This window comes from Micromonospora coerulea, from assembly GCF_016598485.1.
Classification (GTDB): Bacteria; Actinomycetota; Actinomycetes; order Mycobacteriales; family Micromonosporaceae; genus Micromonospora; species Micromonospora coerulea.
Genome location: NZ_JAEMUW010000016.1, coordinates 154,104 through 174,634 on the forward strand (window position 1 = coordinate 154,104; position 20,531 = coordinate 174,634).

Consider the following 20,531-nt stretch of genomic DNA (forward strand, 5'->3'; position numbering starts at 1 on the left):
CCCCCCGCCCGGCCACGGGTCAGGGGCGGCGGGCCAGCTGGGTGACGATTGCGTCGGCCAGGCGGTCGGGGGCGCCGTCGGCGTGGCCGATGAACAGCGACGGCTCGGTCAGCTCCAGCTCGACCAGGACCGGCGAGCCGTCCGGGCCGGGGATGAGGTCCACCCGGGCGTAGAGCAGCCGGTCCCGGCCGCCCGGCACCACGGCCAGGGTCCGGTCGGCGACGGCCAGCTGCTCCGGCGTGGCCGTCCGCGGGGTGATTTCTTCGGGCTTGTAGAGCCCGTCGACGCCGAGATCCGGCCCGGTGAGCATCGGCCCCTTGCGGATCGCGTGGCTGAACGCCAGGCCGTCCGCACCGGCCAGGAAGAGCAGGGCGGTCTCCCCGACGACGTCGACCGCCTCCAGGTACGGCTGGACCATGGTCACGCGGCCCCCGTCGGAGAGCCGCCGGACGTGCCGGACGGCCAGCTCCCGGTGCTCCGGATCGGCCAGGTCGTAGCGGCCGGTGTCCTGACTACCGGCGCTGACCGCGGGCTTGATCACGTACTCGCCGGAGTCGGCCGGCGCCCAGCTCTGGCCGGGGGCCACCCACGCCGTGGGCACGGTGGGCACCCCGGCGCCGGAGAGCTCGGCGAGATAGCGCTTGTCGGTGTTCCACCGCACCACGTCGGCCGGGTTGACCAGCGTCGGCACGGTCCGGGCCCAGGCCACGAACTCGTCGCGGCGCAGCGCGTAGTCCCAGGGCGAGCGGAGCACGACCAGGTCGTACGCCGACCAGTCGGCTGCCGGGTCGTCCCAGGACACCGCCTCGGCGGCGATGCCGCGGGCGGCGAGGGGGGCGAGCACGAGGCGGTCGTCCGGATCGAGGTGGGGCAGGTCGGTACAGGTGACGAGAGCGACCCGGGGTTCCCCCCGGGTCGGCTGGTGGTGATTGGTCAATTTATATCGGTCAACGGGCCATGGTGCGCCGGGCCATCGACCGCCACAGGTCGTTGCTTGGACGCATCTGATCCATCAGTTCACGCTCCCAGGCGTTCTCGACGGTGACTCCCGCCTTGGCGCAGGCCTGCCGCGCGACGTCGGTGCCGTCCGCGAACTGGTCGGCCCACGCCCCGTCCTCACCGACGAGGACAATCCGCGCACCGCGCTTGCCGACGTACTCGATGACCGCCTTCGCGCCGCCGTGCCCGGCGGCGAACGACTTGATGCCCGAGACCAGTCCGTTGGGGGCCGGCTCTCCAGCGGCCTGCTGAGCCGTCAGCGTCGTATCGGAACCATCTGCCATGACGCGAAGCCTAAGCAGACTTCCACCCACATGTGCGAGAACGATGAACTAATTGTGATGCCAATTACCCGCAGGTTTAAGGAAGACCACAGGTGATTAGGCCTGACATGTCCTACTAAGGCCGGACGAAGCGGACAGGCGGGATCGTCACTATCTGTCCGACTTGAGCCGCGCCGGCTCAGGGCGAAGAAAACTCTGGAAAACCGCTGCGACGTGGGAAAAGTCATCCACATCGGTGATTCGGGCCGGCGGAACCTAGATCAACGCGTCGAGCGCGACGGCCGCGAAGAGAATCGTCAGGTACGTGGTCGACCAGTGGAACAGGCGCATCGGCTTGACCGCCTCGCCGCGCGCCGCGCGCCGGCAGAGCTTGTGCGCCTCGACCACGAAGATGCCGCCCACCACCAGCGCGGTGACCCCGTAGATCGGGCTCATCCCCAGCGGCCAGACGGCCAGCGAGGACAGCAGCGTCAGCCAGGAGAAGATGATGATCTCGGCGTTGACCCGCCGTACCGAGGCCACCACCGGCAGCATCGGGATGCCGGCCCGGGCGTAGTCGGCCTTGTACTTGATGGCCAACGCGTAGAAGTGCGGCATCTGCCAGAAGAAGACCACCGCGAACAACCCCCACGCGGCGGGGGCCAGCGAGCCGGTGACCGCGGCCCACCCGATCAGCACCGGCGCCGCCCCGCACGCGCCACCCCAGAAGGTGTTGGCGGCCGTCGTCCGCTTCAACCAGAGCGTGTAGACCAGGTCGTAGTAGGCGATCGCGGCCAGGGTCAACCCGGCCGCCAGCCAGTTGGTCGCGGCCGCCATCAGGGCGACCGAGACCACCGCCAGCACCAGCCCGAAGACGAGCGCGTTGCGCGGCGTCACGGTGTGCGCCGGCAGCGGCCGCCGCTTGGTGCGCCGCATCAACTGGTCGATGTCCCGGTCGATGTAGCAGTTGAGGACGCTGGCCGCGCCCGCCGCGAGCGAGCCCCCGACCAGCACCACGGCCACCAGCCAGAGCGACGGCATGCCGCCGTCGGCGAGCATCATCGCCGGCACCGTGGTCACCAGCAGCAGCTCGACGATCCGCGGCTTGGTCAGCGCCACGTACGCCGCGACCACCGCCCGCAGCTCTCGGCGCCCGGTCGCGGACGCCTCCCCCACCGTGCGCACCGGCGGCTGCCCGGCAGAGTTGCTGACGGGGCGCTCGGTGATCATGCTCACGGATTGCCACCTTCCGGCGTCGGCAGGGGGAGATCGGGGTCGGCCCGGACCCCGTCCGGGGTCAACACACCGCCCCACACACTACGCGTCGTCGTTTTGGCTGCCCGGGGGACCCGACAACGGTGCGGGGCGTCACAGTCGGCGTGGCACGACCGATCCGGTCAGAGACGTACGGAACAGCATGCAGAGATCCCCGGGCGGAGGTTTAGCACCGGTCGATAGGGTCATCAGTGAGGGTTCCGCCCATCTGCCGAGGAGCACAACCATCGTGGCTGCCAACCGACCCGAGCTTCCCGCTCTCAACTGGTCCGACCTCGACCGCAGGGCCGTCGACACGGTCCGCGTGCTGGCCATGGACGCCGTGGAGAAATCCGGCAACGGCCACCCGGGCACGGCGATGAGCCTGGCCCCGGCGGCGTACCTGCTCTTCAACCGGGTCATGCGGCACAACCCGGCCGACCCGAACTGGCCCGGCCGCGACCGGTTCGTGCTCTCCGCGGGGCACTCCAGCCTGACCCTCTACATCCAGCTCTTCCTCTCCGGCTACCCGCTAGGCCTGGACGACCTCAAGGCGCTGCGGCAGTGGGCCTCCCTCACCCCCGGCCACCCGGAGCACGGGCACACCCCGGGAGTGGAGACCACCACCGGTCCGCTCGGCCAGGGCCTCGGCAACGCCGTCGGCATGGCGATGGCGGCCCGTCGCGAGCGTGGCCTCTTCGACCCGACGGCCGAGGCCGGCGAGTCGGTCTTCGACCACGACATCTGGTGCATCGCCTCCGACGGCGACATCGAGGAGGGCATCTCCCACGAGGTCAGCTCCCTCGCCGCCCACCAGCAGCTCGGCAACCTCACGGTGATCTACGACGACAACGAGATCTCCATCGAGGACGACACCCGGATCGCCAAGAGCGAGGACGTCGCGGCCCGCTACGAGGCGTACGGCTGGCACGTGCAGACCGTCGACTGGCGCCGCGGCGACGCCGACCAGGGCGACTACCACGAGGACGTGGACGCGCTGTACCAGGCGCTGGTGGCGGCCCGGGCCGAGACCGGCCGTCCCTCCTTCATCGCCCTGCGCACGATCATCGGCTGGCCCGCGCCCAACAAGAAGAACACCGGCAAGATCCACGGCTCGGCGCTCGGCGCCGACGAGGTGAAGGCCACCAAGGAGATCCTCGGCTTCGACCCGGAGAAGACCTTCGACGTCGCCGAGGAGGTACTCAAGCACACCCGCCAGGTGCTGGAGCGCGGCGCCGCGGCCCAGCAGACCTGGACTGCCGCGTACGACGCCTGGGCGGCCGCCAACCCGGAGCGCAAGGCGCTCTGGGACCGGATGGCCGTCCGCAAGCTGCCCGAGGGCTGGACCGACGCGCTGCCCACCTTCCCCGCCGACGCCAAGGGCGTGGCCACCCGGGCCGCCTCCGGCAAGGTGCTGGAGGCCCTCGCGCCGGTGCTGCCGGAACTCTGGGGCGGCTCCGCCGACCTGGCGGAGAGCAACAACACCACCATGAAGGGCGAGCCGTCCTTCATCCCGGCGGTGCACGCCACCAAGGACTTCCCGGGCGACGAGTACGGCCGCACCCTGCACTTCGGCATCCGTGAGCACGCCATGGGCGCGATCCTCAACGGCATCGCCCTGCACGGCGGCACCCGCCCGTACGGCGGCACGTTCCTGGTGTTCAGCGACTACATGCGCCCGTCCGTCCGACTCGCCGCGCTGATGAAGCTGCCGGTCACCTACGTCTGGACGCACGACTCGATCGGCCTCGGCGAGGACGGCCCGACCCACCAGCCGGTGGAGCACCTGACCGCGCTGCGGGCCATCCCCGGCCTGGACGTGGTCCGCCCGGCCGACGCCAACGAGACCGCCTGGGCGTGGCGGCAGGCCCTGGAGCACACCGACCGGCCGACCGCGCTGGCGCTCAGCCGCCAGCCGCTGCCCACCCTCGACCGGGAGCAACTCGCCAGCGCGGAGGGCGTCACCAAGGGCGGCTACGTGCTGGCCGAGGCGTCCACCGGCAAGCCGCAGGTGATCATCGTCGGCACGGGCTCCGAGGTGCAGCTCTGCCTGACTGCCCGGGAGCGGCTGGAGGCCGACGGCACCCCCACCCGGGTCGTCTCGATGCCCTGCCAGGAGTGGTTCTACGAGCAGGACGAGGCGTACCGGGAGTCGGTCCTGCCACGCGGGGTAAAGGCACGGGTGAGCGTGGAGGCGGGGATCGCGATGTCATGGCGCGGGGTCGTCGGCGACAGCGGCGAGAGCGTGAGCCTGGAGCACTACGGGGCGAGCGCTCCGCACACCGTGCTCTTCGAGCAGTTCGGGTTCACCCCCGACCGGATCGTGGCCGCCGCGCACGCGGCGCTGACCCGGGTGGGCGACATCACCGGTTCTACGACCGGCAACTGAGGGGAGCGTGGACGGTATGACGGACAGGCTGGGTGAGCTGAGCGCCGCGGGTGTGGCGATCTGGCTCGACGATCTTTCGAGGACGCGGCTGAGCTCAGGTGGGCTGGACCAGCTCCGCCGGGAGAAGCACCTGGTCGGGGTGACCTCCAACCCGACCATCTTCGCGAAGGCGATGAGCGCCGCGGACGAGTACAACTGGCAGCTGAAGGACCTCGCCACGCGTGGCCTGGAGGTCGAAGAGGCGGTCCGGATGCTCACCACGTACGACGTGCGGTGGGCCTGCGACGTGATGCGGCCGGCGTACGACGCGACCGCCGGGGTGGACGGCCGGGTCTCCCTCGAGGTGGACCCGCGGCTGGCCCACGAGACGGAGAAGACGGTCGCCGAGGCGAAGGGGTTGTGGTGGCTGGTCGACCGCCCCAACCTCTTCATCAAGATCCCGGCGACCGAGGCGGGGCTGCCGGCGATCACCGCGACCCTGGCCGAGGGGATCAGCGTCAACGTCACGCTGATCTTCGGGCTGGACCGCTACTCGGCGGTGATGGACGCGTTCCTCGCCGGCCTGGAGCAGGCGAAGGCGAACGGCCACGACCTGTCCAAGATCGGCTCGGTCGCGTCGTTCTTCGTCTCCCGGGTCGACACCGAGGTCGACAAGCGGCTGGAGAAGATCGGCTCGGACGAGGCGAAGGCGCTGCGCGGCAAGGCCGCCATCGCCAACGCCAAGCTGGCGTACGAGCGCTACGGCAAGGTCTTCGCCTCCGACCGCTGGCAGGCCCTGGCCGACGCCGGCGCCCATCCGCAGCGCCCGCTGTGGGCGTCCACCTCGACGAAGAACCCGGACTACCGGGACGTCATCTACGTCGAGGAGCTGATCGCCCCCGGCACGGTGAACACCATGCCGGAGTCGGTCATCCACGCGTACGCCGACCACGGCGAGACCCGGGCCGACACCATCACCGGCTCGTACGACGAGGCCCGCAAGGTCTTCACCGACCTTGAGTCGGTCGGCGTGGACATGGCCGACGTGATCCTCACCCTCGAGCGCGAGGGCGTGGAGAAGTTCGAGGCGAGCTGGCTGGAGCTGCTCGACGGGGTGAAGAAGTCGCTGGCCGAGGCGGCGAAGGGCGCCGGCAAGCCGGGGCAGGCCGCCAAGGGCAGCGCGCGGGCCGCCGAGCAGGCCGGGGGCAACGCGTGACGAACGGCGACGGACGCGTCCCGGGCCGGCCCGGGACGCGCCACTCCGTCCCCGCGGGGGTGGCGAGGTGAGCGATCTGCTGGCCGGCCCGGCGGACGCGTCCGCCGGGCTGGCCGTGTACGGCGCCGACCCGGTGGACCGGTCCGCGCCGGCGTCGGTGCGCGACGCCCTGGTGGCCCGGGGCGTCCCCGCCGCGCTGGCCGCGAAGGACCGCACCCTCTGGGGTCCGGAGGCGGAGGCGACGGCGAAGATCCGGCTGGGCTGGCTGGACACCCACCGGCGCAGTCGGGAACTCCTCCCCCAGCTCGCCGAGCTGACCGCGGAGCTGGAAGACCTCGACCACGTGGTGCTCGCCGGGATGGGCGGCTCGTCGCTCGCCCCGGAGGTGATCACCCGGACCCTGGGCCGGCCGCTGACCGTGCTGGACACCACCGACCCGGGGCAGGTCCGGGCGGCGCTGGCCGACCGGCTGGAGCGGACCGTCGTGGTGATCTCCAGCAAGTCCGGCTTGACGGTCGAGACCGACAGCCACCGGCGGGCCTACTGGCAGGCGTTCCTGAACGCCGGGATGACCGAGGCGGAAGCCGCCCGGCACTTCGTGGCGGTCACCGACCCGGGCTCCGCGCTGGCGCAGACCGCCGCCGAGATGGGCGTGGTCACCATCTTCGCCGATCCCGAGGTGGGCGGCCGGTACTCGGCGCTGACCGCATTCGGCCTGGTGCCGTCGGCGCTCGCCGGGGCCGAGGTGATGGAACTGCTCGACCAGGCCGAGGCGCTGGCCGGGTCGCTCGGCCGGGACCGGGACAACCCGGGCCTGGCACTGGGGGTCGCCCTCGCCGCGGCCGCCACCACCGGTCGCGACAAGGTCGCCCTGGTGCCGGACGGCACCGGCATCGACGGGCTGGGCGACTGGGTCGAGCAGCTGCTCGCCGAGTCGACCGGCAAGGCCGGCCTCGGCATCCTCCCGGTGGTGCTGGAGTCCCCGCAGGCGCCGGGCGCCACCGGCCCGGACGTGCTCACCGTCGCGTACGGCGGCGCGCTGGCCGCCGGGGACGTGCCCGGCGGCGGCGGCAGCCCGGACGTGGCGGTCAACGGACCGCTCGGCGCGCACTTCCTGACCTGGGAGTACGCCACCGCGATCGCCGGGGTGGTGCTCGGCGTCGACCCGTTCGACCAGCCGAACGTCGCCGAGAGCAAGGAGAACACCAACCGGATCCTGGCCGCCGGGGTACCGGCGGAGACGCCGTCGTTCGTCGAGGGCGCGATCGAGGTGTACGCGCCGCCGGCCGCCCCGGGCGACCTGGTCGGCGCGCTGCGGTGGCTGCTGGACGGGCTGGGCGACGACGGGTACCTGGCGGTCATGGCGTACCTCGACCGGCAGGCCGACGCGGCGCTGGCCGGGCTGCGCCCGCTGCTCGCGGCGGCCGGCCGGCCGGTGACCTTCGGGTGGGGGCCGCGCTTCCTGCACTCGACCGGCCAGTACCACAAGGGTGGCCCCCAGGTCGGTAGGTACCTTCAGGTGACCGGTGCGGTCGCCGAGGACCTGCCGGTGCCGGGCCGCCCGTACACCTTCGGAGAGCTGCAGGCGGCCCAGGCCGCCGGCGACCGGCAGGCCCTGGCCGGCCGGCAGCGACCGGTGCTGCGGCTGCACCTGACCGAGCGGGCGACGGGCGTCGCCCAGCTGCTGGAAGCGGCCGGACGGACACGGACGTGACGATGAATGACGTGAACCGAGCGGAGCGAGGAGGCGGCGTGAACCCGCTGCGCGACGCACAGGACCGGCGGCTGCCGCGGATCCCGGAGCCGTGCGCTTTGGTGATCTTCGGGGTGACCGGGGACCTGGCCCGCAAGAAGCTGTTGCCGGCGGTCTACGACCTGGCCAACCGGGGTCTGCTGCCGCCCGGTTTCGTGGTCCTGGGCTTCGCCCGGCGGGACTGGGGTGACGGCGACTTCGAGTCGCTGGCCCACGAGGCGGCGAAGAAGCATGCCCGGACCCCGTGGCGGGAAGAGGTATGGGCGCGGCTGGCCGGCAACATCAAGTTCGTCGGCGGCTCGTTCGACGACGACGCCGCGTTCGACCAGCTCCACGCGTCGCTGGACGAGCTGCACGACACCCACGGCATCTCGGGCAACGCCGCCTTCTACTTCTCCATCCCCCCGGCGGCCTTCCCGGTGGTGCTCAAGCAGCTGGCCCGCACCGGCATGGCCGACAACGCCAAGTCCGGCGGCTGGCGGCGGGTCGTGGTGGAGAAGCCGTTCGGCAACGACCTGCCCTCGGCGAAGTCACTCAACGACCTGGTCGACGACGTCTTCACCCGCCAGGACGTCTTCCGGATCGACCACTACCTGGGCAAGGAGACGGTCCAGAACATCCTCGCCCTGCGGTTCGCGAACAACCTCTTCGAGCCGCTGTGGAACTCCAAGTACGTCGACTCGGTGCAGATCACCATGGCCGAGGACGTCGGCATCGGCACCCGCGCCGCCTTCTACGACACCGTCGGCACCGCCCGCGACGTGCTGCAGAACCACCTCCTGCAGCTCCTCGCCCTGGTCGCGATGGAGGAGCCGACCAGCTTCGACGCCGACGAGATCCGGACCGAGAAGCTCAAGGTGCTCAAGGCGATCACCGTGCCGCAGGACGTGGCCGCGGACACCGTCCGCGGCCAGTACCTGCCCGGCTGGGTCGGCGGCGAGCGGGCGGTCGGCTACCTGGAGGAGGAGGGCGTCCCGCCGGACTCCACCACCGAGACGTACGTGGCGGTCCGGCTGGGCATCCAGAACCGGCGGTGGGCCGGGGTGCCGTTCTACATCCGGGCCGGCAAGCGGCTGCCCCGGCGGGTCACCGAGGTGGCCATCATGTTCAAGAAGGCGCCGCACCTGCCGTTCAACCAGGCGGACATGGAGTCACTCGGCCCCAACCAGCTCGTCATCCGGGTCCAGCCCGACGAGGGCGTGGTGCTCAAGTTCGGCTCCAAGGTGCCCGGCACGACCATGGAGGTCCGCGACATCGCGATGGACTTCCAGTACGGCGAGGCGTTCACCGAGTCCAGCCCCGAGGCGTACGAGCGGCTGGTGCTGGACGTGCTGATCGGCGACCGGACGCTCTTCCCGGACGCCGCCGAGGTGGAGCAGAGCTGGCAGGTGGTGGACCCGCTGGAGCACGCCTGGGCGGGGACGAAGCCGGAGCCGTACCGGGCCGGTGAGTGGGGACCGCGGGCCGCCGACGAGATGCTGGCCCGCGAGGGCCGGGCCTGGCGGCGGGCATGACCGAACAGAGCTGGAGGATCCGTTGATCGGGCTGTGGGACACCACCGGCAACGAGGTGGTCAAGGCGCTCGCCGCGGAGCGACGCAGCGCCGGCGGGGTGGCCAGCGGCATGGCGCTCACCCTGGTCGTGGTGGTGGACGAGAAGCGCGTCCGGGAGGCGGAGGCGGCGGCGACGATCGCCGCCGCGGCCCACCCGTGCCGGATCCTGGTGGTGGTCCGCTCGGACGTCGAGCGGGACCGCAACCGGTTGGACGCGGAGATCGTCGTCGGCGGCCGGCTCGGCCCGTGCGAGGCGGTGGTGACCCGGATGTACGGCCGGCTCGCCCTGCATGCCGAGTCGGTGGTCATGCCGCTGCTGGTGCCGGACGTGCCGGTGGTCACCTGGTGGCACGGCGAGCCGCCGGCCGAGATCGCCACCGACTTCCTCGGTGTGGTCGCCGACCGGCGGATCACCGACGCGGCGCAGGCCAGCGACCCGGTAGCCGCGCTGAAGCAGCGGGCCGCGGACTACGCCCCGGGCGACACCGACCTGGCCTGGACCCGGATCACCCCGTGGCGCACGCTGGTCGCCGGGGCGTTCGACACCACCCAGGCCCGGGTCACCGAGGCGACGGTCGTGGCGCCGCGGAGCGACCCGACGGCGGCCCTGATGCGCAGCTGGCTGGCCGCCCGGCTGGGCATCGACCCGGTCTGGGAGTACACCTCCCAGCACCCCCGGCTGCGGGAGGTGCAGCTGCGCTGCGCCAACGGCGATACGCTGACGCTCACCCGGGAGGACAACATCGCCATCTTCCGGGTTACCGGGCAGGAGGATCGGACCCTGCCGCTGGTCCGCCGGCCGCTCGGCGACGAGCTGGCCGAGGAGCTGCGCCGGCTCGACGCCGACCAGGTCTACGCCGAGGCGCTGGGGGCCATGGCCGGCCTGACCGGACTGGACCAGCGTCCCGCCACCCGGGTGCACGTGTGGAAGGATCCGGCGACCGCCCAGCGGGCCGAGGCCGGCGTCACCGCGCACGCCGGCACCAGCGCGACCCCCTGATCCGGTCCGCGTGGAGTGGGGCCGGCGCCGGCTCGCGCCACGCCGGCGGGCAGGCGCGACGGACGGGCCGACCGGCCCCCGGGCACACGAACAGGGACCGCGCGAGAGCGGTCGGGAAACGAAGGCACAACATGAGTGAGGCGAGTGTCGCCGTACATGCCGACGCCGACCTGCTGGCGCAGGCGGTGGCGGCCCGGTTGGTGGTGAAGCTGCTGGACGCGCAGGCGGACCGGGGCCAGGCGTCGGTGGTGCTGACCGGTGGGCGGATCGCCGCGGCGGTGTACCGGGCGGTGGCGGCGCTGCCGGCCCGGGACGCGGTGGACTGGGCCCGCGTCGACGTCTGGTGGGGTGACGAGCGGTTCCTGCCGGCCGGTGACCCGGAGCGCAACGAAACCCAGGCCCGGGCGGCACTGCTCGACGTCGTGCCGCTGGACCCGGCCCGGATCCACCCGATGCCGCCGTCGGACGGGCCGGCCGGCAACGACCCGGAGGCGGCCGCCGCCCGGTACGCCGAGGAGCTGGCCCGGGCCGCCCGGCCGGGGCACGCGGCGCTGCCCCACTTCGACGTGCTGATGCTCGGCGTCGGGGAGGACGGGCACGTCGCGTCGGTCTTCCCGGAGCACCCGGTGCACCACGACAACCGGCCGGTCAGCGCCGTCCGGGGCAGCCCCAAGCCGCCACCGGTGCGGACCACGCTCACCCTGCCGGCGATCAACACCGCCGAGGAGGTCTGGCTGGTGGCCAGCGGGGCCGACAAGTCCCGGGCGGTCGGCATGGCCCTGGCCGGGGCGGGGCCGGTGCAGCTGCCCGCGGCGGGCGTGCACGGCGTCGGTCGTACCCTCTGGTTGCTGGACCGGGCGGCGGCGGCCGAGGTGCCGCCGCGGCTGCGCAGCCTGCGCTGAACGACGGACGGCGAGTCCCGGTCCCGTGGGGGCCGGGGCTCGCGCGTCTCAGCCGCCGCCGCGGCGCTGGCGCAGCGCGGCCAGGGCCTCGGCGAGGATGGCCTCGCCCTGCTCGGGGGTGCGCCGTTCCTTCACGTACGCCAGGTGGGACTTGTACGGCTCGGTCCGGGCCCGGCCCGGCGGGTTCTGCGCGTCCGGCCCGGCGGGCTGCCCGCAGCGCGGACAGTCCCAGACCGGCGGCGCCTCCGCCTCGGCGGCGATGAGGATCTCCACCTGGTGGTCGTTGCGGCACCAGTAGGCGACCGCCCGGCGCGGGGCGGGCGCGGACCGCTCGGTCGGCCGCTCGGGCCTGGATCCGATCCGGGCGCCACGGATGACGTTGCCACTCGGCACGGCTGCTCGCTCCTGTCGACGTCAGGGGACCACCGCTCGGGCGGGCGGTGGGCGACGCGGTGCAGCGGAAAAAGAACTGCGCGCGGCCCGTCGTGACGGACCGCGCGCAGATTGTACGACCAGACGGGCTCGCTCAGGCGCCGCTGCTCATCTGCAGCCGCAGCCACAGACCGATCCCGACGATGCACGCGAACCAGACGATGCCCACCAGAACGGTGTAGCGGTCGAGGTTCTTCTCGGCCACCGAGGAGCCGGCCAGGCTGGAGCTGACACCGCCGCCGAACATGCTCGACAACCCGCCGCCCTTACCTCGGTGCAGCAGGATCAGCAGGGTGAGCAGGATGCTCGTGATGATCAACAACACGATCAACGTGTACGCGAACGCGATCGGCATGGCTGGGGTCAGTCCTCTCGTAGCGATCATCTGCCCGGGCAGGTCGGGCACGCGGCACCGGCCGGCGGACGGGCGGAGTCAAGAATAGCGAGCCGTCAGCGAGCGATGTGCTCCGGGAACCGGCAGATCTGCGCGAATTCCTCGGCGTCCAGGCTCGCCCCGCCCACCAGGGCCCCGTCCACGTCCGGCTGGGCCATGATCGAGGCGATGTTCGACGCCTTGACCGACCCGCCGTAGAGGATCCGGACCTGCTGCGCGGCGCCCTCGTGGAAGGTCTGCACCAGGCGCTTGCGCACCTCGCCGCAGACCTCCTGGGCGTTCTCCGGCGTGGCCGTCTTGCCCGTGCCGATCGCCCAGACCGGCTCGTACGCGACGACGACCTTGGCGACCTGCTCCGCGGTCAGCCCCTTCAGCGCGCCGTCGAGCTGGTCGCAGCAGTGCGGCACGTGCTTGAGCTGCTCGCGGATTTCCAGGCCCTCACCGATGCACAGGATCGGGGTGAGCCCGTTGGCCAGCGCCGCCGCCACCTTCGCGTTGACGATCGCGTCGTCCTCGTAGTGGTACGCGCGCCGCTCGGAGTGCCCGACCACCACGTACGTGCAGCCCAGCTTCGCCAGCATCGCCCCGGAGATGTCTCCGGTGTAGGCGCCGGCCTGGTACGGCGACAGGTCCTGCCCGCCGTAGCCGATCAGCAGCTTGTCCCCGTCCACCGCGGTCTGCACGGTGCGCAGGTCGGTGAAGGGTGGCAGAACCACCGTCTCGACGGCGGTGAGCTGCTGCTCGGTCAGGCTCGCGGCCAACTTCTGCACCAGCAGGTTGGCCTCGAGGTGGTTCAGGTTCATCTTCCAGTTGCCGGCCATCAGCGGCCGGCGGGTGACGCCCGCCATCAGTCCTCCAGTGCCGCGATGCCGGGAAGGGTCTTGCCCTCGAGGTACTCCAGGGAGGCGCCGCCACCCGTGGAGATGTGGCTGAAGGACGACTCGTCCAGACCCAGCGCGCGCACCGCGGCGGCGGAGTCACCGCCACCGACCACCGTGAACGCGTCGGACTTGGCGATCGCCTCGGCCACCCCGCGGGTGCCGTTGGCGAACGCGGCCATCTCGAACACGCCCATCGGGCCGTTCCAGAAGATCGTCTGCGCGCCGCCCGGCTCGCCGCACGCGGCGTCCTTGATGGCGGCGGCGAAGCCGGCCACCGTCTCCGGACCGATGTCCAGACCCACCCGGTGGCTCGGGATGCCGTCGGCGCGGAAGACGTCGTGGTCGGCGTCGGGGGCGAAGGCGGTCGCGGCCACCACGTCGACCGGGAGCATGATCTTGCCCTCGGACCGCTGCAGGAGGTTGCCGCAGGTCTCGACCATCTCCTCCTCCAGCAGCGAGCTGCCCACCTCGTGGCCCTGGGCCTTGAGGAAGGTGAAGCACATCCCGCCGCCGATGAGCAGCCGGTCGACCGTCGGCAGCAGCGCCTCGATCACCGCCAGCTTGTCGGAGACCTTGGAGCCACCGAGCACCACGACGTACGGGCGCTCCGGCTCGCTGGTCAGCTTGCTCAGCACCTCGACCTCGCGCAGCACCAGCCGGCCCGCGACGTGCGGCAGCCGCGCCGGCACGTCGAAGACGCTGGCGTGCTTGCGGTGCACCGCGCCGAAGGCGTCGTCCACGTACGCGTCGCCGAGGGCGGCGAGCTGGTCGGCGAAGGCGCCCCGCTCGGCATCGTCCTTGCTGGTCTCCCCCTTGTTGAACCGGAGGTTCTCCAGCAGCGCTACCTGGCCGTCGGCCAGCCCCTCCACGGTGGACCGGGCGGAGTCGCCGACGGTGTCGGTGGCGAAGTGCACCGGCGCGCCGAGCAGCTCGCCCAACCGTCCGGCGACCGGGCCGAGGCTGAACTGCGGGTCCGGCGCGCCCTTCGGGCGGCCCAGGTGCGAGCAGACGACCACCTTGGCGCCGGCCTGCACCAGCGCGCCCAGCGTCGGCAGGACCGCCCGGATGCGCCCGTCGTCCGTGATGTCACCGGTCTGCTTGTCGAGCGGGACGTTCAGGTCGGCGCGCACCAGCACGCGCCGACCCGAGACCCCCTCGGCGAGCAGGTCGTCGAGGGTCCGGATGCTCACAGCGACGAACCCACCAGCTTGACCAGGTCGACCAGGCGGTTGGAGTAGCCCCACTCGTTGTCGTACCAGCCGACGACCTTGACCTGGTTGCCGACGACCTTGGTCAGCGGCGCGTCGAAGATGCAGGACGCCGGGTCGGTGACGATGTCCGTGGAGACGATCGGGTCCTCGTTGTAGACCAGGATGCCCTTGAGCGGACCGTCGGCGGCGGCCTTCAGCGCGGCGTTGACCTCGTCCACCGTGGTCTCCCGGCCGACATTGACCGTCAGGTCGGTGACCGAGCCGGTCGGGATCGGCACCCGCAGCGCGTAACCGTCCAGCTTGCCCTTGAGGTCCGGCAGCACCAGGCCGATCGCCTTGGCGGCGCCGGTCGACGTCGGGACGATGTTCAGCGCGGCGGCGCGGGCCCGGCGCAGGTCCTTGTGCGGCGCGTCCTGGAGGTTCTGATCCTGGGTGTACGCGTGGATGGTGGTCATCAGACCGTGCTGGATGCCGAACGTGTCGTGCAGGACCTTCGCCATCGGGGCGAGGCAGTTGGTGGTGCACGAGGCGTTCGAGATGATTGTGTGCTTGGCCGGGTCGTACTGGTCGTGGTTGACGCCCATGACGACCGTGACGTCCTCGTTCTTCGCCGGGGCGGAGATGATCACCTTCTTGGCCCCGCCGTCGATGTGCGCCTTCGCCTTGCTGGCGTCGGTGAAGAAGCCGGTGGACTCGATGACGACGTCGGCGCCGACCTCGCCCCACGGCAGCTTCGCCGGGTCCTTCTCGGCGTACGCCTTGATGGTCCTGCCGCCCACGGTGATCTCGTCAGCGGTGGCCTTCACCTCGTGCGGGAGGCGACCCAGGATGCTGTCGTACTTGACAAGGTGGGCGAGCGTCGCGTTGTCGGTCAGGTCGTTGACCGCGACGACCTCGACGTCAGCGCCGGACGCCAGCACTGCCCGAAAGAAGTTACGGCCGATCCGGCCGAAGCCGTTGATGCCAACCCGGATGGTCACAGGTCCCATCTCCTCGCGTTCTGGTCCGCCGGCGTCAGACCCGGGCCGGCGGAGGTGTGTTCGCCGACCGTTGGAGCCGGCCGTTGACGGTTCATCTCGGCCACCCCGCCGCGGTCCTGTGGACCTGACCGCCCGAGGCGGTGAGCACGGCGAGGGGTGCCTGTGCCGGCCTCCTTGCCGTACGCAGCGACCCTATCCGAGCGTGCGCCGCCGCGCTGCGGCGGGTCGTGATCCCGCTCGCCTGCTGGCGCCTCACCGTCCTATCAGACCACGAGCATGTCCGGCGTGACGGCCGCTTCGGTATCCGGGATGCCCAGGTCGCGAGCCCGCTTGTCGGCCAGCGCCAGCAACCGGCGGATCCGCCCGGCGATGGCGTCCTTGGTCAGCGGCGGGTCGGCGAGGGCACCGAGCTCCTCCAGCGAGGCCTGCCGGTGCTCCAGCCGCAGCCGGCCGGCCGAGGTCAGGTGGTTCGGGGCGTCTTCGGCGAGGATCTCCAGCGCGCGGGTGACCCGGGCTGCCGCCGCCACCGCGGCGCGGGCCGAGCGGCGCAGGTTGGCGTCGTCGAAGTTCGCCAGCCGGTTAGCGGTGGCCCGGACCTCGCGGCGGACCCGGCGCTCCTCCCAGGCCAGCACGCTGGAGTGGGCGCCGATCCGGGTGAGCAGCGCGGCGATCGCGTCGCCGTCCTTGACCACCACCCGGTCCACCTGGCGCACCTCGCGGTTCTTGGCCACGATGCCGATCCGGCGGGCCGCGCCGACCAGGGCGAGCGCCGACTCCGGGCCGGGGCAGGTGATCTCCAGCGCGCTGGAGCGGCCCGGCTCGGTGAGCGAGCCGTGCGCCATGAACGCGCCGCGCCAGGCGGAGACCGCGCAGCAGACGTTGGCGGCGACCACGTGCGGCGGCAGGCCCCGCACCGGGCGGCCCCGCACGTCGAGCAGGCCGGTCTGCCGCGCGAGGGCCTCGCCGTCCTTGACCACCCGCACGATGAAGTGGCTGCCCTTGCGCAGCCCGCCGGAGGCGAGCACGTGAATCTCGCTGGGGTAGCCGTAGACCTCGGCGATCTCCCGCCGGAGCCGCCGGGCCACCGCGCCGGTGTCCAGCTCGGCCTCGACCACGACCCGCCCGGAAACGATGTGCAGCCCACCGGCGAAGCGCAGCAGGGCGGCCATCTCCGCCCGCCGGCAGCAGGGCTTGGGCACGTCGACCCGGCTCAGCTCGTCCTTGACCGCGGCTGTCATCGCCATTCTGCGCCCCTCCACGGACCCGTACCGGCGTGTCGCCGGTGATTACGTACGTGCTTAACGATCGGCGCCCAGGACAGGCACCAGCGCGGCGCCCAGGGCGGCCGGATCATGGCGGGGCGTGCCGTCGGTGACGGCGACGGGAGCGAGGGCCAGCCGGGCACCAAGCGATTCTGCCGCACGTCGCACCGCTTCAGGATCACCCACCGCCCTGGAGTCCGCCAGCACCACGTCCACCTTCAATTCGGACAGATAGCGCCGCAGGGTGGCCAAATGGTCGGCCAGGGAGAGTCCGAGGGTCTCCTTTTCGGCCACCAGGTTGAGCGTGACCAGCCGTCGGGCCGGGCTCGACACGATGGCGTGGGCCAGCCCGGGCACCAGCAGGTGCGGCAGCACGCTGGTGTACCAACTGCCGGGCCCGAAGATCAGCCAGTCCGCGTCGTAGACGGCGGCCACCGCCTCCGCGCAGGCCGCCGGCGCCGCCGGGGTGAGCCGCAGGGACTCGACCCGCCCGGTGGTGACCGCGACCTGGTGCTGGCCACGCAGCACGCGTACCTCGTTCCGACGGTCCGGGTCGGCGCCGCGCACGTGGGCCTCGATGCCGACCGGCTGCCGGGACATCGGCAGCACCCGGCCGACCGCGCCGAGCATGACGGCGGCGTGGTCGAGCGCGGCCACCGGGTCGCCGAGCAGCTCCATCAGGCCGCAGAGGACCAGGTTGCCCACCGCGTGCCCGGCCAGCGGATCGGCGGCCCCCGCTCCTCCGGTCGCCGCCGCGCCGGCGCCGACGGCGGCGAAGCGGTGCTGGAAGAGCCCGGCGCTGCGCCGGGTGGCCGGGTGATCGCCGGCCAGCGCGACCAGGGCCTGCCGCAGGTCGCCCGGGGGCAGCCCGCCGCGCTCGGCGCGCAGCCGGCCGCTGGAGCCGCCGTCGTCGCCGACGGTGACCACCGCGGTGATGTCCAGATCCAGCTCCGGTACGCAGTGCCGCAGCGCCCGCAGGGACGCCGACAGGCCGTGCCCGCCGCCGAAGGCGACCACCTTCGTCGGGATCATTCCCGCCCCAGGTCCCGGTGCTGCGCGTTGGCGGCGATGCCGGACTGGCGCAACCGGGTGGCCAGTTCCTCCGCGATGGCGACGCTGCGGTGCTTGCCGCCGGTGCACCCCACGGCGACGGTCAGGTAGCGCTTGCCCTCCCGCTCGAAACCGCCGGTGGTGGCGTTGACCAGGTCGGCGTACCCGGCCACGAAGGCGTCCGCGCCCTCCTGGCCCAGCACGTACGAGCTGACGGCCTCCTCCCGCCCGGTGTGCTCGCGCAGTTCGGGCACCCAGTACGGGTTCGGTAGGAACCGGGCGTCCATCACGAAGTCGGCGTCCGGCGGGAGTCCGTACTTGAACCCGAAGGAGAGCACGGTGATGCGCAGCCGGCGGGCGTCCTCGCCACCGAAGAGTTCCTCGACCCGGCGCCGGAGCTGGTTGACGTTGAGATGGCTGGTGTCGATGATCACGTCGGCCTGGTCGCGAGCCTCCTCCAGCAGGGCGCGCTCGACGGCGATGCCGTCGGCCAGCCGCCCCTCGCCCTGCAACGGGTGCGAGCGCCGGACGCTCTCGAACCGGCGGATCAGCACCTCGTCGTCGGCGTCGACGAAGACCACCCGCGGGGAGAAACCGCGCTCCTTCAGCTCCCGGATCGCCCCGGCCAGGTCGGTGGAGAAGGCGCGCGAGCGGACGTCCAACACCATCGCCGTACGCCGGGCGGCGCCGCCGGCCTTGAAGGCCAGCTCCGCCATGTCCAGCATCAGCGCCTGCGGCAGGTTGTCGACCACGTAGTAGCCGACGTTCTCCAGCGCCCGGGCGACCGTGCTCCGGCCACCGCCGGACAGCCCGGTCACCACCACCAGGCTCGTCTCCACCTCGGCCGGCGCCGGCTGCCCGGCCACCGTCGTGTCCGCCGGCCCCAGGTCCGCCGTCGTCCGCGCCTCGCTCACCCGCTACCCCCAAGCCGTGGCGCCGCGGCCCGGTCGGCCGCGCGTGGTCAATCAGCGACTCTAACGGCTGGGGCCCGGTCCGCGATTCCACGGGGTGACGACCGGAACACCCCCTTGTCCGGTTCGTACCACCGGGGTGTCGGGGGACGCTCGTAGACTGCGCCAATGGTCTCCCCCACCGATGTGCGGACCGAGGACGCCGGGCAGGTGCTCCGGCGGGTGTTCGGCTACGACGCCTTCCGCGGCTCCCAGCAGCAGGTCGTCGACCACGTGGTGGCCGGCGGCGACGCGCTGGTGCTGATGCCGACCGGTGGCGGCAAGTCGCTCTGCTACCAGATCCCCGCGCTGGTCCGCGACGGCGTGGCGGTGGTGATCTCCCCGCTGATCGCCCTCATGCAGGACCAGGTCGACGCGCTCACCGCGGTCGGCGTGCGGGCCGGCTTCCTCAACTCGACGCAGGACCTCGCCGAGCGGCGGCGGGTCGAGGGGGCCTTCCTCGCCGGCGAGCTGGACCTGCTCTACCTCGCCCCGGAAGGGCTGGCCGTCCGGTCCACCCTCCAGCTGCTGGAACGCGGCACCATCGCGCTCTTCGCGATCGACGAGGCGCACTGCGTGTCGCAATGGGGGCACGACTTCCGCCCCGACTACCTCAACCTCTCGATGCTGCACGAACGGTGGCCGGGCGTGCCGCGGATCGCGTTGACCGCCACGGCCACCAGCGCCACCCGCACCGAGATCGCCACCCGGCTGCAGCTCACCGACGCCCGGCACTTCGTGGCCAGCTTCGACCGGCCCAACATCCAGTACCGGATCGTGCCGAAGCGGGAGCCGCGCAAGCAGCTGCTGGCCCTGCTGCGCGACGAGCACCCGGGCGACGCCGGCATCATCTACTGCCTCTCCCGCGCCTCGGTGGAGAAGACCGCCGAGTTCCTCGTGCAGAACGGCGTCCCCGCCCTGCCGTACCACGCCGGCCTGGACGCGGCGACCCGCGCCGCCAACCAGCAGCGTTTCCTGCGCGAGGACGGCCTGGTCATGGTGGCCACCATCGCCTTCGGGATGGGGATCGACAAGCCGGACGTCCGCTTCGTCGCCCACCTCGACCTGCCCAAGTCCGTCGAGGGTTACTACCAGGAGACCGGCCGCGCCGGCCGCGACGGCCTGCCGTCGACGGCCTGGCTGGCGTACGGGCTCCAGGACGTGGTCCAGCAGCGGAAGATGATCGAGACATCCGAGGGCGACCTCGCGCACCGCCGCAACCTCGCCGCTCACCTGGACGCGATGCTCGCGCTCTGCGAGACGGTCCGGTGCCGGCGGGTCCAGCTGCTCGAGTACTTCGGCGAGACGGGGAGCGCCGCCTGCGGCAATTGCGACACCTGCCTCAGCCCGCCGGAGTCGTGGGACGGCACGGTCGCCGCGCAGAAGCTGCTCTCCACCGTCTTCCGGCTGGACCGCGAGCGCAACCAGCGGTTCGGCGCCGGGCACTGCATCGACATCCTGCTCGGCAAGCAGACCGACAAGATCAGCCAGTACGGCCACGACTCGCTGACCGTTTTCGGCATCGGCAATGAGCTGCGCGAGGCCGAGTGGCGGGGCGTGGTCCGGCAGTTGCTCGCCGAGGGGCTGCTCGCCGTGGAGGGCGACTACGGCACGCTGGCGCTGACCGAGGCGAGCGCCGAGGTGCTCGGCCGCCGGCGCACCGTGACCATGCGCCGCGAGCCCGAGCGGCCCGCGTCCAGCCGGTCGGCGAAGCCGCGCGGCGCGGCCACCGTGGTCGCCGCGCTGGATCCGGCCGCGACCTCGGTCTTCGAGCGGCTGCGCGCCTGGCGGGCGGCCACCGCCAAGGAGCAGGGTGTGCCCGCGTACGTGATCTTCCACGACGCGACCCTCCGGCAGATCGCCACCGACGCGCCCGCCACACTGGCCGAGCTGTCCCGGATCAACGGCGTGGGCGAGAACAAGCTGGCCAAGTACGGCGAGCAGATCCTCACGGTCCTCGCGGAGGACGCCGCCGCCTCCGCCTGACGCGATTCATCGCCGGTAGACGGCGAAAGGGCCGACCCCGTGGGGGTCGGCCCTTTCGTTGTTAATGCCGGTCAGCT

Annotated in this window: 18 protein-coding genes; 7 read left to right on the plus strand and 11 right to left on the minus strand. The window is 72.3% G+C overall.

Annotation, left to right across the window (positions count from 1 at the left end; genetic code table 11):
- Positions 1-19 precede the first annotated feature (19 nt).
- The 3 genes from I8N68_RS21125 to I8N68_RS21135 form a co-directional block, all read right to left on the minus strand.
- Positions 20-937, minus strand: coding sequence for an ATP-grasp domain-containing protein (locus I8N68_RS21125; RefSeq protein WP_200212744.1), 918 nt, complete (start codon positions 935-937; stop codon positions 20-22).
- A gap of 10 nt (positions 938-947) precedes the next feature.
- Positions 948-1,283 carry a hypothetical protein gene (locus tag I8N68_RS21130; RefSeq protein ID WP_200212745.1) on the minus strand — a complete coding sequence of 112 codons (336 nt, stop codon included), beginning with the start codon at positions 1,281-1,283 and terminating at the stop codon, positions 948-950.
- A 255-nt stretch (positions 1,284-1,538) separates the two neighbouring features.
- Entirely contained in the window at positions 1,539-2,498 is a 960-nt protein-coding gene (locus I8N68_RS21135) for a heme o synthase (RefSeq protein WP_200212746.1), read from the minus strand.
- A gap of 268 nt (positions 2,499-2,766) precedes the next feature.
- On the opposite strand from I8N68_RS21135, the gene tkt reads away from it, so the two are divergent.
- The 6 genes from tkt (at position 2,767) to pgl (ending at position 11,308) form a co-directional block, all read left to right on the plus strand.
- Complete coding sequence (gene tkt / locus I8N68_RS21140; protein WP_200212747.1) at positions 2,767-4,905, plus strand: transketolase; 2,139 nt, start codon at positions 2,767-2,769, stop codon at positions 4,903-4,905.
- A 16-nt stretch (positions 4,906-4,921) separates the two neighbouring features.
- Positions 4,922-6,100 carry a transaldolase gene (gene tal, locus I8N68_RS21145; protein WP_200212748.1) on the plus strand — a complete coding sequence of 393 codons (1,179 nt, stop codon included), beginning with the start codon at positions 4,922-4,924 and terminating at the stop codon, positions 6,098-6,100.
- A gap of 67 nt (positions 6,101-6,167) precedes the next feature.
- Positions 6,168-7,814: a phosphoglucose isomerase-related protein gene (locus I8N68_RS21150; protein WP_200212750.1), complete on the plus strand. Its 1,647-nt coding sequence runs from the start codon at positions 6,168-6,170 to the stop codon at positions 7,812-7,814.
- 2 nt (positions 7,815-7,816) lie between these two features.
- Complete coding sequence (zwf, locus tag I8N68_RS21155) at positions 7,817-9,367, plus strand: glucose-6-phosphate dehydrogenase (RefSeq protein WP_200212752.1); 1,551 nt, start codon at positions 7,817-7,819, stop codon at positions 9,365-9,367.
- A gap of 22 nt (positions 9,368-9,389) precedes the next feature.
- Positions 9,390-10,406 (plus strand): glucose-6-phosphate dehydrogenase assembly protein OpcA, encoded by a 1,017-nt coding sequence (locus tag I8N68_RS21160; protein ID WP_200212754.1) that lies wholly within the window; start codon positions 9,390-9,392, stop codon positions 10,404-10,406.
- A gap of 131 nt (positions 10,407-10,537) precedes the next feature.
- Positions 10,538-11,308 carry a 6-phosphogluconolactonase gene (pgl, locus tag I8N68_RS21165; protein WP_200212756.1) on the plus strand — a complete coding sequence of 257 codons (771 nt, stop codon included), beginning with the start codon at positions 10,538-10,540 and terminating at the stop codon, positions 11,306-11,308.
- Between the two features lie 48 nt (positions 11,309-11,356).
- On the opposite strand, the gene I8N68_RS21170 is transcribed toward pgl, so the two are convergent.
- From I8N68_RS21170 to rapZ, 8 genes are all read right to left on the minus strand, one after another.
- The gene (locus I8N68_RS21170; protein ID WP_200212758.1) at positions 11,357-11,701 is read right to left on the minus strand and encodes an RNA polymerase-binding protein RbpA; all 345 of its coding nucleotides are present in this window, start codon (positions 11,699-11,701) and stop codon (positions 11,357-11,359) included.
- Between the two features lie 133 nt (positions 11,702-11,834).
- Entirely contained in the window at positions 11,835-12,095 is a 261-nt protein-coding gene (gene secG, locus I8N68_RS21175) for a preprotein translocase subunit SecG (RefSeq protein WP_109944112.1), read from the minus strand.
- Between the two features lie 95 nt (positions 12,096-12,190).
- Positions 12,191-12,982, minus strand: coding sequence for a triose-phosphate isomerase (gene tpiA, locus I8N68_RS21180; RefSeq protein WP_200212760.1), 792 nt, complete (start codon positions 12,980-12,982; stop codon positions 12,191-12,193).
- Entirely contained in the window at positions 12,982-14,205 is a 1,224-nt protein-coding gene (locus tag I8N68_RS21185) for a phosphoglycerate kinase (protein WP_200212762.1), read from the minus strand. Before I8N68_RS21185 ends, tpiA begins: the two co-directional genes overlap by 1 nt.
- On the minus strand, positions 14,202-15,206 hold the full coding sequence (gene gap, locus I8N68_RS21190; protein WP_200212766.1) for a type I glyceraldehyde-3-phosphate dehydrogenase: 1,005 nt from the start codon (positions 15,204-15,206) through the stop codon (positions 14,202-14,204). Before gap ends, I8N68_RS21185 begins: the two co-directional genes overlap by 4 nt.
- A gap of 263 nt (positions 15,207-15,469) precedes the next feature.
- On the minus strand, positions 15,470-16,450 hold the full coding sequence (whiA, locus tag I8N68_RS21195; protein ID WP_200212777.1) for a DNA-binding protein WhiA: 981 nt from the start codon (positions 16,448-16,450) through the stop codon (positions 15,470-15,472).
- 54 nt (positions 16,451-16,504) lie between these two features.
- Positions 16,505-17,500, minus strand: coding sequence for a gluconeogenesis factor YvcK family protein (locus I8N68_RS21200; RefSeq protein ID WP_200212790.1), 996 nt, complete (start codon positions 17,498-17,500; stop codon positions 16,505-16,507).
- A complete protein-coding gene (rapZ, locus tag I8N68_RS21205) occupies positions 17,497-18,405 on the minus strand; it encodes an RNase adapter RapZ (protein WP_200212846.1) in 909 nt (302 codons plus the stop codon). Before rapZ ends, I8N68_RS21200 begins: the two co-directional genes overlap by 4 nt.
- A 192-nt stretch (positions 18,406-18,597) precedes the next feature.
- On the opposite strand from rapZ, the gene recQ reads away from it, so the two are divergent.
- Positions 18,598-20,454 (plus strand): DNA helicase RecQ, encoded by a 1,857-nt coding sequence (gene recQ / locus I8N68_RS21210; RefSeq protein ID WP_200212795.1) that lies wholly within the window; start codon positions 18,598-18,600, stop codon positions 20,452-20,454.
- Positions 20,455-20,531: the final 77 nt, after the last annotated feature.